Origin of the sequence: Roseospira visakhapatnamensis, from assembly GCF_014197915.1 — a bacterium.
Lineage (GTDB): Bacteria > Pseudomonadota > Alphaproteobacteria > Rhodospirillales > Rhodospirillaceae > Rhodospira > Rhodospira visakhapatnamensis.
Map to the genome: position 1 here is coordinate 136,598 of NZ_JACIGK010000010.1, position 17,143 is coordinate 153,740.

Below are 17,143 nucleotides of genomic sequence, written 5' to 3' on the forward strand. Positions count from 1 at the left end.
GGGCGAATCAGGGAGACGGGATCGGCGGCACGCCGGCCTGGGCCAGGCGCGCCGCGCGAAGCGCCGCGAAGTCCCGGTCGGCATGGTGCGACGATCGGGTCAGCGGCGACGCCGACACCAGCAGGAATCCCTTGGCGCGGGCAATGCGCGCCATGTCCTCGAACGCCTCGGGCGGAACGAATCGGTCCACGGCGGCATGCTTGCGCGTCGGTTGCAGGTACTGTCCGATGGTCAGGAAGTCAACGTCGGCGGCGCGCAGGTCGTCCATGACCTGGAGAATCTCCTCCCGGGTCTCCCCCAGGCCGACCATCAGGCCCGACTTGGTGAACACTTCGGGGCGCAACTCCTTGGACCGCTGCAACAGGCGCAGGCTGGTGAAGTAGCGCGCGCCGGGACGGATCGACGGGTACAGCCGGGGCACGGTCTCCAGGTTGTGGTTGAACACGTCCGGGGGCGTGTCCAAGACCGTCTCCAGCGCGGCCGGCTTGTCGCGGAAGTCGGGGGTCAGCACCTCCACCGTGGTGCCGGTGCCGCCCGCGCGGATGGCGGCGATGCAGCGCGCGAACTGACCCGCGCCGCCATCGGGCAGATCGTCCCGGTCCACCGAGGTGATGACGACGTGACGCAGGCCCATGGCGGCGACCGACTCCGCCAGACGCTCGGGTTCGCCCGTGTCCACGCCGTCGGGCTTGCCGGTGCGCACATTGCAGAAGGCACAGGCCCGGGTACAGATCTCGCCCAGGATCATGAACGAGGCATGGCGGCGGTGCCAACATTCGCCGATGTTCGGGCAGGCCGCTTCCTCGCACACCGTGGCCAGCTTTTTGTCGCGCATCAGCCGGCGCACGTCGGCGGCCTCCCGCGAGGTGGGCGCCTTGACGCGAATCCAGTGCGGCTTGCGCGGCGACGGCTGATCGGGCCGGCGCGCCTTCTCGGGGTGACGGGGACGCGGGGTGTCGGTCGCGGGTCCCTCCGGCGTCAGCCCTTCGGCCGGCGTCTCGGTCGTTGTCTCGGAGTCCGGGGGCGCCGCACCCGCTGGGGCTGTCATGCCGATGTCATCCATCCCTTAGAAATGGATGGCGCGACCGAAGGCGTCAAGAACGGACTCGTGCATCATCTCCGACAGCGTGGGATGCGGGAACACGGTGTGCATCAGGTCGGCCTCGGTGGTCTCCAGGGTCATGGCGGTGGCGTAGCCCTGAATCAATTCGGTGACCTCGGCGCCGATCATGTGGGCGCCCAGCAGTTCCCCGGTCTTGTCGTCGAACACGGTCTTGACCAGGCCCTCGGGCTCGCCCAGGGCGATGGCCTTGCCGTTGCCCAGAAACGGGAAGCGGCCCACGCGGACGCTGTAGCCCCGCGCCTTGGCCTTGTCCTCGCTCAGGCCGACGCTGGCGATCTGCGGGTGGCAGTAGGTGCAGCCGGGAATGCGGCGCGGGTCCAGGGGGTGCAGGCCCTCCACCCCGGCGATTTTCTCGACGCACAGCACGCCCTCGTGGCTGGCCTTGTGCGCCAGCCAGGGCGGCCCGGCCAGATCGCCGATGGCGTGGATCCCGGGCTCGGCGGTCTCGCACCAGTCGTTGATCACCACGTGGCCCCGGTCCACCTGGGCCTTGGTGGTCTCCAGGCCGATGTCCTCCACGTTGCCGGTGATGCCCACGGCCAGGATGACGCGGTCCACGGTGATCTCCCTGGTCTTGCCGTCCGGTCCCTTGAGGGTGCAGGTCACGCCGTCGTCCCGGCTGTCCATGGCCGTCACCGTGGTGCCGGTGTGGATGCGCAGACCCTGCTTCTCGAACTGCTTGCGGGCCAGGGCGGAGATCTCGGCGTCCTCCACGGGCAGCACGCGATCCAGGACTTCCACCACCGTGGTTTCCGTGCCCAGGGTGTGGAAGAAGCTCGCGAACTCGATGCCGATGGCGCCGGACCCCACCACCAGCAGGGACTTGGGCAGGGTCTCGGGAACCATGGCCTCCTTGTAGGTCCACACGCGCCGGCCGTCCGGTTCCAGGCCCGGCAAGACGCGGGCGCGGGCGCCGGTGGCCAGGATGATATGAGGCGCCGTCAGAAGCACCCCGTGGGCGCCGTCCTTCTCGACGATCAGGCGGCCGGGGCCGTCCAGGCGACCGTGGCCGTCGATCACCGCGACCTTGTTCTTCTTCAGCAGGTGCGCCACGCCGCCGGACAACTGTTTGGCCACGGCGCGCGAACGAGCCACCACCTTGGGCAGGTCGATCCCCACGTTGGACGCGGTCAGGCCGTAGGCGTCGGCGTGGGTCATCTGGCGATAGACCTCGGCCGAGCGCAACAGCGCCTTGGTGGGGATACAGCCCCAGTTGAGGCAGATGCCGCCCAGGTGCGCGCGTTCCACCACGGCGGCGCGCAGGCCCAGTTGCGCGGCGCGGATGGCCGCCACGTAGCCGCCGGGGCCGCCGCCCACGACGATCAGGTCAAAGGACGTCTCGCTCACGGCAGGTCTCCCGTTGGGGGCGTGCGAGCCGACCGGAGCCTGCGGCGCCGGTCCTTGCGGCTCCTGGGTTGAGAGGCAGACCCCGGCCGCCGGACGCTGTTGTCGAACGGCCGATGGCCGACGCGACCGCGTCGGCGGCGCGCGGCGCCGGAGCCCCGGCCCCAAAGGGGCCCGGGGCGAAGTCACTCACAAAAGCAGCGTCAGCGGATCTTCCACGATGGCCTTGAAGGCCGCCAGGAACTCGGCGCCGACGGCGCCATCCACCGAGCGATGATCCACCGACAGGGTGCAGGTCATCATGGTGGCGATGGTCAGCGTACCGTCCTTGACCACGGGGCGCTGTTCGCCCTGGCCGACCGCCAGGATGCAGCTTTGCGGCGGGTTGATGATGGCCGCGAACTCGCGGATGCCGTACATGCCCAGGTTGGAGATGGAGAAACCGCCGCCCTGGAACTCCTCGGGCTTCAGCTTGCCGTCGCGGGCGCGGGTGGCGAGGTCCTTCACATCCGTGGCGATGGTGGCCAGGCCCTTGGTGTCCGCGTCGCGGACGATGGGGGTGATCAGGCCCCGGTCGGTGGCCACGGCGACCGAGATGTCCACCGTGTCCAGCAGCAAAATGGCCTCGTCGGTCCACACCGCGTTGGCCGCCGGCACCTTGCGGAGCGCGGCGGCCGCGGCCTTGATGAGCATGTCGTTGACCGAGAGCTTGAACGTTCCCTCCGCGGCCTTTGCATTCAGTTGCTTGCGCAGGTCCAGCAGCGCGTCCAGGTCGCAGTCGATGGTCAGGTAGAAGTGCGGCACGGTCTGCTTGGCCTCGGTCAGGCGGCGACCGATGATCTTGCGCATCTGGCTGTTGGGCTGCTCGGTGAAGGTCTGCCAGGGTTGCAGCCCGGTCTTGCCGGCGGCGGCCGGCGATGGCGCCGGGGCGGGCGCGGCGGCGTCCGGGGACGGCGCGGCGGACGCGGGCGCGGGCACGCCCTCGGCCCGGGCGCGCTCCACGTCGGCCTTGACGACGCGGCCGCGCGGTCCGGACCCGGTCAGGGCCGCGAGATCGATCCCGGCGTCCCGGGCCAGCCGGCGGGCCAGGGGACTCGCGAAGATCCGGCCGGCGGCGGTGGGTGTGGTGTCCATGGTGATGGCCTCCCGTTACGCCTGGGACCGGTAGCAGACCGCGCGCGCCGCCTCGGCCACCCTGTCGGCGGTGGGCAGGGCCAGGGCCTCCAGGTTCGCGGCATAGGGCATGGGCACGTCGGCGCCGGTGACACGGGTCACCGGGGCATCCAGCCAGTCGAACGCCTGTTCCATGACGACCTGGCCGATCTCGGCGCCGATACCGGCGACGGGCCAGCCTTCCTCGACGGTGACGAGGCGGTTGGTCTTGCGCACCGAGCGCAGGATGGTGGCGGTGTCGAGCGGCCGCAGGCTGCGCAGGTTGATGACCTCGGCCTCGATGCCCTCGGCGCTCAGGGTCTTGGCGGCCTCCAGGGCGACGCCGACCATGCGCGAGAAGGCGACGATGGTGACTCCGTCGCCCTTGCGTTCCACCTTGGCCTTGCCGATGGGCAGCACGAAGTCCTCCGCCTCCGGCACGTCGAAGGTCTGGCCGTAGAGGATCTCGTTTTCCAGCACCACCACCGGGTTGGGGTCGCGGATGGCGGCCTTGAGCAGGCCCTTGGCGTCGGCCGCCGACCAGGGCGCGACCACCTTCAGGCCGGGCACATGGGCATACCACGAGGCGTAGCACTGGCTGTGCTGGGCGCCCACCCGGGCGGCGGCCCCGTTGGGACCCCGGAAGACGATGGGACAACCCATCTTGCCCCCGGCCATGTACAGGGTCTTGGCGGCGGAGTTGATGACGTGGTCGATGGCCTGCATGGAGAAGTTGAAGGTCATGAACTCGACGATCGGCCGCAGGCCGCCGAAGGCGGCACCCACGCCCAGGCCGGCGAAGCCCATCTCGGTGATCGGCGTGTCCACCACCCGCTTGTCGCCGAACTCGGCCAGCAAGCCTTGCGAGACCTTGTAGGCCCCCTCGTACTGGGCGACCTCCTCACCCATCAGGAACACGGCCTCGTCGCGGCGCATCTCCTCGGCCATGGCGTCGCGCAGGGCCTCGCGCACCGACTGGCGCCTGGTCTTGTCGTAGACGGGCTCGTCATCCTCGGGCGCGTCCGGCTCCGGCGCGGCGGCGGCCGGCGGCGGGGTGGCCGCCTGAGGGGGCGGGGACTGTCCCGTGGGCGCGTCGCCGGGTGCGGGGATGACGCCCGACGCGCCAGCGGACTCGCCCGACTGGGCGGCCTGAACCGCCGCGTCCAGGGCGCTATCGTCCTCGCCCTCGGTCAGCAGGATGGCGATGGCCTGGTTGACCTTGACCCCCTCGGTGCCGTCCGAGACCAGGATCTTCCCCAGCCGGCCCTCGTCCACGGCCTCATATTCCATGGTGGCCTTGTCGGTCTCGATCTCGGCCAGGACATCGCCGGCCTCCACCGCGTCGCCCTCTTTTTTCAGCCACCGGGCGAGGGTGCCCTCCTCCATGGTGGGCGAAAGGGCGGGCATCAAAATCGGTGTGGGCATGGTGCGCTGTCTCCCGGCCTCAAGCCTCTACCAGAACATCGGTCCACAGCTCGGCCGGATCGGGCTCGGGGCTGTGCTGGGCGAACTCGGCGGCCTCGCCGACCACCGCCTTGACGTCGCGGTCGATGTCCTTCAGCCGCGCTTCGTCGAACACCCCGTCGGTCAGCAGCCGCTGCTTCAACTGGTCGATGGGGTCGCTTTCGGCGCGCATGCGCGCCACCTCTTCCTTGGTGCGATACTTGGCGGGATCCGACATGGAGTGCCCGCGATAGCGGTAGGTCTTCACGTCCAGCAGGTAGGGCCCCTTGCCGGCGCGCACGTGCTCCACGGCCTCGGCGCAGCCCTCGATGACGTCCAGGACGTTCATGCCGTTGATGGCCTTGCCGGGGATGCCGTAGGCGGCGCCCCGCTGGCTCAGGTCACCGGGGGCCGAGGCGCGCTCCACCGAGGTGCCCATGCCGTACTTATTGTTCTCGATCACATAGAGCACCGGCAGCCCCCACAGGGCGGCCATGTTGAAGCTCTCATAGACCTGGCCCTGGTTGACCGCGCCGTCCCCCAGGTAGGTGAAGCACAGGCCGCCGTCCTCGTGGTACTTGTGGGCGAAGGCCAAGCCGGTGCCCAGCGGCACCTGGGCGCCGACGATGCCGTGACCGCCGTAGAACCCGACCTCGCGGCTGAACATGTGCATGGAGCCGCCCTTGCCCCGCGAGTACCCGCCGATGCGACCCGTCAGTTCGGCCATCACCCCCTTGGGGTCCATGCCGGTGGCCAGCATGTGGCCGTGATCGCGGTAGCTGGTGATGATCGAGTCGCCGGGCCGAGCCAGGGCATGCAGGCCGACGACCACCGCTTCCTGGCCGATGTACAGGTGACAGAAGCCACCGATCAGACCCATGCCGTAGAGTTGCCCGGCCTTCTCCTCGAAGCGGCGGATCAGCAGCATGTCGCGGTAGAGCTGCTCCAGCTGGTCGGCGTCCAGGGACGGCGCCCCCTTCGACCCGGATGACGCGGCGCGCGCGCGACGGGTGGCGGCCATGATCGATCCTCCCCGTGTGTGTGTGATGGCCTGGACCCCCCAGGAGGCGCGGGCGTGACCGCCGCGCCGGGCGGGTGGCTCGGCGGCGTGTCCTCCCCGGCAGGGACGACGACGTTTCGATCCAGACTTAGCCGATACATCAAGCGTTTCAAGGGGAATATACCCCTAAGTCCTTGTCCTGCAATGCACAAAAGCAAATTAACCGAAAAGTGGTTAAGGTGCTGATCGGACCTGCGAATTCACCGGCGAACACGATCTATGGTCGCGCTCGCCAGGAGACGGGTGCGTGGGGCGATCCGAATGGCGTAAAAAAAGCCCGCGACCGGGGGGTCGCGGGCATCGGGCCTCGGCGGACGTCGGCGGGCGTCACGCGGGATCGGGCGGCGGCTGCATCACCCGGCCGGCGACGGCGTCCAACTGACTGGCCAGGGTGCGGTCGCGGGCATCGGGGTGAGTGATCAGCGCGAAGTCCAGCGCCGTCTGGCAGCCCTTCTCGCAGGGCCCGGCCCGATCGGCCAGCCGGGGCACCGTTGCCTTGACCAGGGACCGCCCCTTGTCGGCGTTCTCCAGCAGCACCTTGACGACGGCCTCCACGGTCACGTTGTCGTGATCGGGATGCCAGCAGTCGTAATCGGTGACCATGGCCACGGACGCGTAGCACATCTCCGCCTCGCGGGCCAAACCGGCCTCCGGCATGTTGGTCATGCCGATCACGTCGCAGCCCCACGTGCGGTACAGATTGCTCTCGGCCAGCGTCGAGAACTGCGGCCCTTCCATCACCAGGTAGGTCCCCCCCACCTGGTGGGGAATGTCCAGTTCGGCGCAGGCCTCGGCCACCGCCGCCCGCAGGCGTCCGCAGGTGGGATGGGCCAGCGAGACATGCGCCACCAGGCCGGTCCCGAAGAAGCTCTTGGCGCGGGCGACGGAGCGGTCGATGAACTGATCGACGAGCACGAAGGTGCCCGGCGGCAGATCCTCCCTCAGCGAGCCCACGGCGGAGACCGACAGGATCTCGGTCACCCCGGCGCGCTTCAGGGCATCGATGTTGGCGCGGAAATTCAGTTCGGACGGCGGGATGCGGTGGCCGCGCCCATGGCGCGGCAGGAACACCATGGCCTGGCCGCCCAGTTCGCCGAACATCAGCTTGTCCGACGGCTCGCCGAAGGGCGAATGGACCGTCTCCCATCGGGTGTTGGTCAGGCCGGGAATGTCGTAGATGCCCGAGCCGCCGATCACGCCGATCACCGGCGAACCGTGCTGATGCGCCATGGTCTGGATGCTCCCCGCAAGGTTTGGTGGGTCCTGCCCGTCTCAACGAAGGGGGCATCCTAAGAGATGAGACACCACACACAAGGAGATTTCGGGGCTCGGGGGGCGGGTGGAACCGGGTCCCGCCCGTCCCCTCCGATCATGCCGGCGAGCCGGCCGGCGCGGCGTCGGCGGCTCCGGAGCCGGCATCGGAGTCGGCCCCGGGTTCGGCCCCGGGTTCGGCCCCGGGTTCGGCCTCGGAGTCCACCAGCCCCAGGGCCTGGGTCTCGAACAACCGCCGGTACACGCCATCCGGCCGCGCCACCAGATCCACATGGCGGCCCTGCTCGACGATCCGGCCGCGATCGAACACCAGGATACGGTCGGCCTGCCGGACGGTGGACAACCGGTGCGCGACGATGATGCTGGTCCGCCCCCGGGTCACCGTCTCCAACGCCGCCTGGATCTCGCGCTCCGACACGGAATCCAGGGCCGCCGTGGCCTCGTCCAGCACCAGGATGGGCGCATCGGCCAGCACCGCCCGGGCGATGGCCACGCGCTGGCGCTCGCCGCCCGACAGCTTGACGCCGCGCTCGCCCACCACGGTGTCGAGGCCGTTCGGCAGCCGGGCGATGAAGTCCGTCGCGTGCGCCCGCTCCGCCGCCATCGCCACATCCGCGCGGGACGCCCCGGGACGCGCATAGCGGATGTTCTCCAGGATGGAGCGGTGGAACAGCACCGGGTCCTGAGGCACCAGGGCGATGGCCGCGCGCAGGCTGCCCTGCGTGACGGTCGCGATGTCCCGGCCGTCGACGCGGATGCGGCCCCGATCCAGGTCGTGCAGCCGCTGCAACAGCTTGACGAAGGTGCTCTTGCCGGCGCCGGAGGGACCGACCAGCGCCACCCGCTCGCCGGCGCGGATGGTCACCGACAGGCCCTCGAACACCGGCAACCGGTCCTCGGCGCCGCCATGGGCGAAGGTGACCCCCTCGAACAGCACCGTCCCGGAGGACACCGCCAGGGCGGGCGCGCCGGGCCGGTCGCGCACGGCGGGCACCTGCGCGGCCAGGTCGACGACCTCCTCCATGTCGTTGAGCGCCTGTTGCAGGGTGCGGACCTGCCTGCCCATCTCGCGGATGTAGGCGGAGATGATGGCGAAGGCGTTCAGCACCAGGACCACGTCGCCGACGGACGCCCGGCCCTGCCACCACTGGGTCACCACCAGGACCAGCGCGCCCCCCTCCATCAGGATCATCAGGCCGATCTGAACCGTCCCGGTATCGATCATGCGGTTCCAGCAGCGGATCGTGCAGCCGCGCCAGATCCGCGACAGACCGACCAGCCGGCGGGCCTCGCGCCGCTCGGCCCCGAACGCCTTGACCACGCTGTTGCAGGTGACGGCGTCCACGAGGTGGCCGCTGAGGCGGCTGTCCTCGACGGCCGCGCGGGTGTTCACGGGCGCGTTGTAGAGAGTCACCAGCAGCAGGCTCGCGGTCAGGTGGATGGTGGTGGCCGCCGCCGTGTACACGCCCATCACCGGCCAGTGCAGGCCCAGCATGAGCGACATCCCGACCAGCACCAGCACGGCCGGCGCCAGACCGACGACCAGGGCGTCGGTGACATGGTCGAAGGCATCCTTGCCCCGGGTCACCTTGCGCACCGTGGCCCCGGCATGGGTGTTGGCGTGCCAGGCCGCGTCCATCGCCTGGATGTGGTCGAAACCCCGCAGCACCAGGTCCCGCATGGAGGCGCTGGTGAAGGCCACCAGGATGCGTCCCATGCCCCAATGCGACAGCGTGAAGACAAGGTCGGTGCCGACCAGAAGAGCGATCGCCACCGCGGCGGCGGCCAGTTGGGCCGCGCGGTCACCGTCGGCGATGCCGACCCCGGCGATGGCATCGACCAGGCGGCCGCTCCAGATCGGCAGGATCACGTCGGCGCCGGTGGCAATCAGGGTAAAGGCGGCCAGGCCCGCCAGCAGAGCGGGCCTTCGTCTCGCCAGGTGCCACCAGTAGGTCAGCACCCGACGGTTTTGAGTCTGAGCGGTCATCACTCCAACGCGCCCGTCCGAGCGACGGGCGTCCCTGTCGAAAGGTCATGGAGACGCGGCCCGGCGCCGGGGCGCGGGCATCGTCCTCGATCAATCCAGGGACTCGGAGCGCCTTGGGGCGCCGTGGAGAGGAGACGCGCGGGTCAGTCCAACCGAGACGACGTCCGATCCCTGGGAGAAGGGCCGGGGCGCCGCCAATGGCGGTTACGCCCTGGCCATCGGAAATACGATGGCGATCTGGCGCGGCATGGACTGGATTCCTCTGCGGTCAACGGATGGGATGAAGAGCGGCGCGGGTGAGCGCGATCCCATCGACGAGGACACTTTGGCCATGGGGCGGGTGCGAGGCAACCCCCCACCCGATCGACGGAGCCCTTTGCCCCGACAGCGTTGCGCATCGGCCACGTCCCCGCGCAGACGCCCACGAGAACAGGTTCCCCGGCGCCGGCCGCCCCCCGTTCCGCGCCCAACCTTTGAGAGTCTTCGTCGAAATCGGCACCTTCATCCTTGAAATACGGTCCGCCCGAAAAAACATGTCATCCGAGGCCGGCGTAACGCCGTACACGGGCCGTGTCGAAGAACCCAAGGGCCGCCCCGCGCGGCGCCAGGGGTCCGGCCTCCCGGACATCATCGGTCACGTCAGGATCGCCCGACAGGAGCCGCGTCGCCGGCCCCGTGCGGAGCCGTGTCGCCCCGTCCGGCGGTGCCGGCGCGTTCGGCCGACATGTCCGCTCCGGCCGCCCACCTGCGTCTTGAACGCTGGGGCGGCGCGACTCGACATTGACCATTCATGACGGTCATGATAGATTTTAACGAAGGTTAAGAAATCGTTAAAACGTGAGGGATATTGGACCGACCAATCCTCACCGTGAAGCCGCCGTCCCCGCACCCCGCCCCCGCGCTCGTCACGATTGAGCACGCGGCGGCCGAGGGACACCCATCGAGCCCACCACTGGGACACATGCCATGCGGGTTCTTGTGATCGAGGACGACGCCGCCACCGCCGAGGGATTGGCCTACCTGCTGCGCCGCGAGGGCTGGGTGGCCGACACCACCGACCTTGGCGAGGACGGTCTGGAAATGGCCAAGCTGTACGATTACGACCTCGTGCTGCTGGATCTGATGCTGCCGGACATGGACGGCCTGGACGTGATTCGCGGCCTGCGGGCGGCGCGGATCGTGACACCGGTGCTGATCCTGTCCGGAATCGACGAATCGTCGCGCAAGGTCAAGGGCCTGGGCATCGGCGCCGACGATTATCTGACCAAACCCTTCGACCGCGACGAGCTGGTGGCCCGTATCCAGGCCATCGTGCGCCGCGCCAAGGGCCACGCCCAGCCCGTGGTCTCCGTCGGCCGCCTGGCGGTCAACCTGGAAAGCCGGACCGCCCTGGTGGACGACCAGCCGCTGCGCCTGACCGGCAAGGAGTACGGGATCCTGGAGTTGCTGGCCATGCGGCGCGGCAGCACCTTGACCAAGGAACAGTTCCTCAACCACCTGTACGGCGGCCTGGACGAACCCGAACTGAAGATCATCGACGTCTTCATCTGCAAACTGCGCAAGAAGATCGCCCGGGCCACCGGCGACGAGACCTATGTGGAAACGGTCTGGGGGCGAGGCTATCGCCTGTGCGATCCCAGCGAGCACGAGGCCGCCGCCAAGGACGACGCCGTCCGCGAGAAGACGGCCGTGGCCTGAACCCCGGTCGCCCATCGTCGGCGCGGCCCGTCCGGTATGGCCGTCAGCGCGGTCGCGCGGCCGCCGCCACGGCGTCGAAACTGGGCCGCAGAGCCCCCTGGACCCGGCGCGCGGCGGCCACGTCGTCGACCAGCAGCGCCGTCTCGATCTCCCCGACCAGCGCCGCCAGACGCATCGCCCCGGCCGACCGCGCCGCCCCGGCGATGCCGTGGGCGAGCTTGCGGGCGTCCTCGGCCCGGCCCTCGTCCAGCAGGGTGTTCAGACCCACGAGGTCGGCATCCGTGGTCTCCAGGAACTGCTCCAGCAGACCGTGCAACAGGGCCGCGTCGTCGCCCACCAGCTCCCGCATGTAGGTGGTGTCCAGCACCGGCGGGATGGTGGCCCCGCCGTCATCGTGGCCGCCCGCCGGGGTGACCGACGCGTCGTCCTCGACAGGTCCCTTCGGCGCCGCCCACGGGACCGGCCCGAGAACGGCCCCGGACACCGCCGACACCGGAGGCTCGGGATCGACGGCCGGCACCGGGGCGTCCCCGCTCGGCGTGACCGGCCCCGACCCGACGATCGCCCCCGGCGGCCGGACCCGCCGCGCCGTCATCGCCTGGGGCAGCCAGCGGGCCACGGCCGCCTCCAGATCGGCGATGGCCACGGGCTTGGTCAGGTAGTCGTCCATGCCCCGGTCCAGGCACAGGCGCGCGGTGCCGGCGATGGCGTCGGCGGTCAGGGCGACGATCGGCACGCGCGTGCCGCCGCCGGCCTCCAGCGCCCGAATCCGCTCGGTCAGGCCGTAGCCGTCCATGTCCGGCATGTGGCAGTCGGTCAGCACCAGGCCGTAGCGCCGCCGGTGGTACAGGTCGAGCGCCTCGACCCCGTCCCCGGCCAGATCCGCCACCAGCCCCAGGCGGTCCAGCAGCATGCGAATCACGGTCTGGTTGGTGGCGTTGTCCTCGGCGACCAGCACCACGCAGCCCGCCTGTTCGGCCTCGGCCCGATCCGGGGCCAGGTAGTGGCCGACCACCGACCGGCGCCGGTCCGACTGCCGGCGCGCCCAGGGCGAGAACGCGTCCGGCGGCGTCCGCCCCAACGCGACCGAGACGGCCAGGGCGGTTTCCCAGCGATGCACCGGCCAGCCGATGACGGCGGCGACCTCGGCCCGCTCGGCGGCGCGGCTGGTCTCGGCATTGCCGCGCGGCACCAGGACCAGGACGCGCGGCGGACGCGACCCGCCGATGCGGCGGACATCGTCCACCAGCCGCATCCCCGGACCGTGGTCGATATGGCGGCCGAGGATCACCGCGTCCAGGGGCGTTTCCGCCACCAGCGCATGCATCATGGCCGCCTTGACCGCGTCCCCGTCCGCCGCCGGGATCACCGTGGCCCCGGCCCAGGTGAGAATCTCGGTCAGATGCGCGCGCGCCACCGCGCCGTCACCGGCCACCAGGATGCGCGCGCCGGTCAGCGGCGGCGGCGTCCGGTCGCGCCGCTCGGGACGCCGGGCCAGCGGCACCTCGAACCAGAAGACCGATCCCTCGCCGGGGGTGCTGTCGACGCCGATGCGCCCCCCCATCATCTCCACCAGGGAGCGGCAGATGGACAACCCCAGGCCGGTCCCCCCGAACCGCCGCTGGGTGGTGCCGTCGGCCTGCGAGAACGGGGTGAACAGGTGGCCGATCTGCGCGTCCGACAGGCCGATACCGGTATCCGTCACCGCGCACCGAACCCACACCGGATCCTCGGCGCCGGGCGGGCCGGCGGGGTCGGTCTCCGGCTCCGGCTCCGGGTCCGTGCGCGACAGGGCCAAGATGACATGCCCGGACTCGGTGAACTTGATGGCATTGCCCAGAAGATTGACCAGCACCTGACGCAAGCGGCTGACGTCCCCCGCCACATGGTCGGGAAGGTCCGGCGCCCCCTGGTACAGCACATCCAGCCCCTTCTTTTCGGCGCGCGGGGCCAACAGGTCCGAGACGCCCTCGATCACCTGCGACAGCGACAGGTCGACGGTCTCCAGGGTCACGCGCCCGGCCTCGATCTTCGAGAAGTCGAGCACCTCGTCGATGATGGTCAGCAGCGCGTGGGCGGAGTCCGTGGCCACGTCCAGCATGTGGCGCTGACCCGGGTCCAGGGCGGTCTGGCCCAGCAGGTCGACCATGGTGATGACGCCGTTCATCGGCGTGCGGATTTCGTGGCTCATGGCCGCCAGGAAGGCCGACTTGGCCCGCGCGCTCTGCTCGGCGGCCTGGCGGGCCTCGTCCAGGGCCTCGGCCTGCTGCTTCATGTCGGTGACGTCGTAGACCCACGTCAGCAGGGCGGCCTGCCCCTCGAAGGTCAGCCGGCGCATGGACAGCATCACCCAGTGCGGGTCACCGGCGCCCACCAGCAAGGGCGCCTCGACATTCTCCACCGGCTCGCCGGCCACCAGGCGCGCGCGCAGGGCCGGCAGCAGGTCGGGGTCCTTGAACTCCAGGCCGAAGCTGATCTTGCCGCCGGCCTCCTGCTGCTGGCGCCCGAGACGGTAGAACAGCGGATTCCAGAACAGGAAGCGGCCCTCCATGTCGGCGATGCCGACGGCCATGGGCGCCCCCTCGATGATCTCCAGAAGCTCCATTTCCGTCCGCTCGCGCGCCGCCTCGGCGCGCCGGCGCTGCTCGACCTCGCGGCGCAGGCCCTTGGTGCGCTCCTCCACCTTCTGTTCCAGGAACTGGTTGGCCTCCTTGAGCGCCGCCTCGGCATAGCGCCGCTCGGTGATCTCCACCCCCAGGTCGCGGGTGCGCTCCTCGATGCGGAACTGCAACTCGGCGTGCAGGTCATCCATCTCCGCGCTGGCCTGATGGCGGTGATGGATGTCCTGGTACCATCCGACGACGGCCGGGCGCTCCTCCACCTTCGTCGCCTGCCAGGACACCAGGAACCAGCGGTTGGTCTCGCCCTCGCGCGCATCGCGCACCCGCAAGCGCACCTCGCGCTCGCGCACCGCGCCGCGCACGGCGAACAGTTCCCGCAGCCGCGTGAGGTCCTCGGGATCGGTGTACAGCGTGGCGAAGTCCAGGGTGCCCAGGTCGGCGTGGTCGCGGCCCAGCAAGGCCGCCAGCCGGCGGTTGACCAGCACCGGGCGCCCGTCCGGCCCGATCACCGCCACGCCGAAGGGGCTGTGCTCGATCACCGCGCGCAAGCGCTCCTCGCCCTCGCGCCGCACCGCCTCGGCCCGGTGCCGGTCGCTGACGTCGCGGGCCACGGTGACGAACAGGTCCTCGCCGTCGCGCGCCATGTGGGTGGTGCGCATGTCGACGGGCACCAGGCTCCCGTCGCGATGGCGGTAGACGCCGACATGGGCGAGGGGCCGCGTCGCGCCGCGCGCGCGGTCGCACAGGGCGGCGACCTCGGCGGCGGCGGCGGTGGTCTCGATGTCCCCAACGCCCAGGCGCAACAGGCTTGCCCGGTCATGGCCCAGGGTTTCGCAGGCGGCCTCGTTGACGGCGACCAGACGCCCCTGGCGATCGTGCACGAGCACCGCGTCACCCAGGTGGTCGAGCAACTGCACCGCCACGCCCGGATCCAGGACGTCCCCGACCGCGGCCTCGCCCGCAGGCCCGGCCGGGCCGACGCCCGCCGAGTCCGTCGCCGCCCGCCCGCCCGTCGCCCCCGTCATCGGCCAGCTCCTCGCCGCGCCTCGTTCCGGGATCGATCATAAATCAAGCCGCCCCGCCGCGCATCCTTTCAGCGCGGCGACGCGGACGGGCCGGTCATCGCGCGAGTGGCTTGTACTTGATGCGGTGCGGTTCGGCGGCATCGGCGCCCAGGCGACGCTTCTTGTCCTCAAGGTAGCTCTCGAAATTGCCCTCGAACCACTCGACGTGGCTGTCGCCCTCGAAGGCCAGGATGTGGGTGGCCAGGCGGTCCAGGAAATAGCGATCATGCGAGATGATCACGGCGCAGCCGGGAAATTCCAGCAACGCCTCCTCCAGCGCCCGCAGGGTTTCCACGTCCAGGTCGTTGGTGGGCTCGTCGAGCAGCAGCACGTTGGCGTGACTCTTGAGCATCTTCGCCAGGTGCACGCGGTTGCGCTCGCCGCCGGACAGTTGCCCCACCTTCTTCTGCTGGTCCGGCCCCTTGAAGTTGAACTGGCCCACATAGGCGCGGGACGGTATCTTGCGCTTGCCCAGGTCCACCTCGTCCAGGCCGTCGGAGATCTCCTGCCAGACGGTCTTGGACGCGTCCAGGCTGTCGCGGCTCTGGTCCACGTAGCCCAGGCTGACGGTCTCGCCGACGGTCAGCGTGCCGGAGTCGGGTGTGTCCTGCCCGGTGATCATGCGGAACAGGGTGGTCTTGCCGGCGCCGTTGGGGCCGATGACGCCGACGATGCCGCCCGGCGGCAGGCGGAAGTTCAGATCCTCCACCAGCAAGCGGTCGCCGAAGCCCTTGGTCAGGCCCTCGGCCTCGATCACCTTGCCGCCCAGGCGATCGCCCGGCGGGATGGTGATCGACAACTGGTCCGGCCCGCGATCGGCGGCGCGGCTGACCAACTCGTCGAAGGCGGTGATACGGGCCTTGCTCTTGGACTGGCGGGCCTTGGGGGAGGAGCGGATCCACTCCAGCTCCTGGTTGATGGCCCGCTGGCGGGACTTCTCCTCGCGGGCCTCCTGCGCGAGGCGTTTGGCCTTCTGCTCCAGGTAGGTGGAGTAGTTGCCCTCGTAGGGGATGCCGCGCCCCCGGTCCACCTCCAGGATCCAGCCGGTCACGTTGTCCAGGAAGTAGCGGTCGTGGGTGACGGCCACCACGGTGCCCGGGAACTCCTCCAGGTGGCGTTGCAGCCAGGCCACCGATTCGGCGTCTAGGTGGTTGGTGGGCTCGTCCAGCAGCAGCATGTCGGGCTTGGACAGCAACAGGCGGCACAGGGCCACCCGGCGCTTCTCCCCGCCGGACAGATTGGAGACATCGGCCTCGCCCGGCGGACAGCGCAGGGCGTCCATGGCGATCTCCACGTGGCGCTCCAGGTCCCAGCCATCGGCGGCGTCGATCTTTTCCTGAAGCTCGGCCTGCTCGGCGATCAGGGCGTTCATCTCGTCGTCGTCGGTGACCTCGCCGAACTTGGCCGAGACCGCCTCGAAGCGGTCCATCAGCGCCTTCACCTCGGCCACCCCCTCCATGACGTTGCCCATCACGTCCTTGGACTCGTCCAGGTGCGGCTCCTGGGCCAGGAATCCCACGCGCACGCCGTCGGCGGCGAACGCCTCGCCGCCGATGTCATGGTCCTCGCCGGCCATGATGCGCAGCACCGTGGACTTGCCGGCGCCGTTCGGGCCGAGCACGCCGATCTTGGCGCCGGGCAGGAACGACAGCGTCAGGCCTTTCAGGATCTCGCGCCCCCCGGGGTAGACCTTGGAGACGTTCTTCATGACATAGATGTACTGATAGGCGGCCATGGGATCCTCCGAGGGGGGACAGACGGGGCACGGTGCCCCGACGGCGGGGGGCCAGGACATCCCCCTGGTGTATATGGGCGCACCTTGTAGCCCAGGCCCCCGAGCCGGAGCAATGGGCGGAGCCGGACGCCGGGCGATCGCCCGAACCGCCGTGCCCGCCCGGCCGGTGCGCGCGCACGGCCCTGAGAGGGTGACCAGAGGACGCCATGCACCGGAATACACTCGTTTTTCGCGCGCTCCTGGCGCAAGAATAGTGCGGTCGTACCACCACAGGCGCTGCCCGGGCGCGAGAAAATCTGTTAGTCTATGGCATTCAATAGATGATCCTGGAGTTCGTGACGACCCCGAAGTCAAGCGCCCCCCTCCGTGCGCGCCCCTGTGCCGGCATGTCGCGGCGCCGTGCGCTCGTGCTCGGGCACACAGGGCCCCGTAGGACGGTGATGACGGGTTCGTAACCGCTCCGCCCTCCTCTCCCCGCCCCTAGCAGTCTGTCGGATTTGGGCGGTCTCGGATAGAATCGGAGCGGGTTTCAGGTCATCGGGAACGGGTGATGGCGAACTTCATCTCGGACGATCGCACACAAGCGCTTTTGTTGCCGCCGGACCTTCGGGAGTGGGTGCCGGACGATGACATGGCGCACTTCA

General features: G+C 70.0%; 10 protein-coding genes. 1 reads left to right on the top strand and 9 read right to left on the bottom strand.

The annotated features are described in order from the left end of the window. Positions 1 to 7: 7 nt before the first annotated feature. The 7 genes from lipA to GGD89_RS08520 form a co-directional block, all read right to left on the bottom strand. Positions 8 to 1,048 (bottom strand): lipoyl synthase, encoded by a 1,041-nt coding sequence (lipA, locus tag GGD89_RS08490; RefSeq protein WP_184044118.1) that lies wholly within the window; start codon positions 1,046 to 1,048, stop codon positions 8 to 10. Between the two features lie 18 nt (positions 1,049 to 1,066). Further along, complete coding sequence (lpdA, locus tag GGD89_RS08495; protein WP_184044120.1) at positions 1,067 to 2,470, bottom strand: dihydrolipoyl dehydrogenase; 1,404 nt, start codon at positions 2,468 to 2,470, stop codon at positions 1,067 to 1,069. 186 nt (positions 2,471 to 2,656) lie between these two features. Further along, positions 2,657 to 3,601 (bottom strand): 2-oxo acid dehydrogenase subunit E2, encoded by a 945-nt coding sequence (locus GGD89_RS08500; RefSeq protein ID WP_184044122.1) that lies wholly within the window; start codon positions 3,599 to 3,601, stop codon positions 2,657 to 2,659. A gap of 15 nt (positions 3,602 to 3,616) precedes the next feature. Further along, entirely contained in the window at positions 3,617 to 5,044 is a 1,428-nt protein-coding gene (locus GGD89_RS08505) for a pyruvate dehydrogenase complex E1 component subunit beta (protein WP_184044124.1), read from the bottom strand. Between the two features lie 19 nt (positions 5,045 to 5,063). Continuing rightward, positions 5,064 to 6,083 carry a pyruvate dehydrogenase (acetyl-transferring) E1 component subunit alpha gene (gene pdhA / locus GGD89_RS08510; RefSeq protein ID WP_184044126.1) on the bottom strand — a complete coding sequence of 340 codons (1,020 nt, stop codon included), beginning with the start codon at positions 6,081 to 6,083 and terminating at the stop codon, positions 5,064 to 5,066. 366 nt (positions 6,084 to 6,449) lie between these two features. After that, complete coding sequence (locus GGD89_RS08515; protein ID WP_184044128.1) at positions 6,450 to 7,352, bottom strand: S-methyl-5'-thioadenosine phosphorylase; 903 nt, start codon at positions 7,350 to 7,352, stop codon at positions 6,450 to 6,452. A 139-nt stretch (positions 7,353 to 7,491) separates the two neighbouring features. After that, positions 7,492 to 9,381, bottom strand: coding sequence for an ABC transporter ATP-binding protein (locus GGD89_RS08520; RefSeq protein ID WP_184044130.1), 1,890 nt, complete (start codon positions 9,379 to 9,381; stop codon positions 7,492 to 7,494). 966 nt (positions 9,382 to 10,347) lie between these two features. Between GGD89_RS08520 and ctrA the strand changes: the two genes are divergently transcribed. Continuing rightward, complete coding sequence (gene ctrA, locus GGD89_RS08525) at positions 10,348 to 11,079, top strand: response regulator transcription factor CtrA (protein WP_184044132.1); 732 nt, start codon at positions 10,348 to 10,350, stop codon at positions 11,077 to 11,079. Positions 11,080 to 11,122: 43 nt separating this feature from the next. On the opposite strand, the gene GGD89_RS08530 is transcribed toward ctrA, so the two are convergent. Both GGD89_RS08530 and ettA read right to left on the bottom strand, forming a co-directional pair. Next, positions 11,123 to 14,725: a PAS domain S-box protein gene (locus GGD89_RS08530; protein ID WP_184044134.1), complete on the bottom strand. Its 3,603-nt coding sequence runs from the start codon at positions 14,723 to 14,725 to the stop codon at positions 11,123 to 11,125. Between the two features lie 94 nt (positions 14,726 to 14,819). After that, the gene (gene ettA / locus GGD89_RS08535; protein WP_184044136.1) at positions 14,820 to 16,499 is read right to left on the bottom strand and encodes an energy-dependent translational throttle protein EttA; all 1,680 of its coding nucleotides are present in this window, start codon (positions 16,497 to 16,499) and stop codon (positions 14,820 to 14,822) included. Positions 16,500 to 17,143 lie beyond the last annotated feature (644 nt).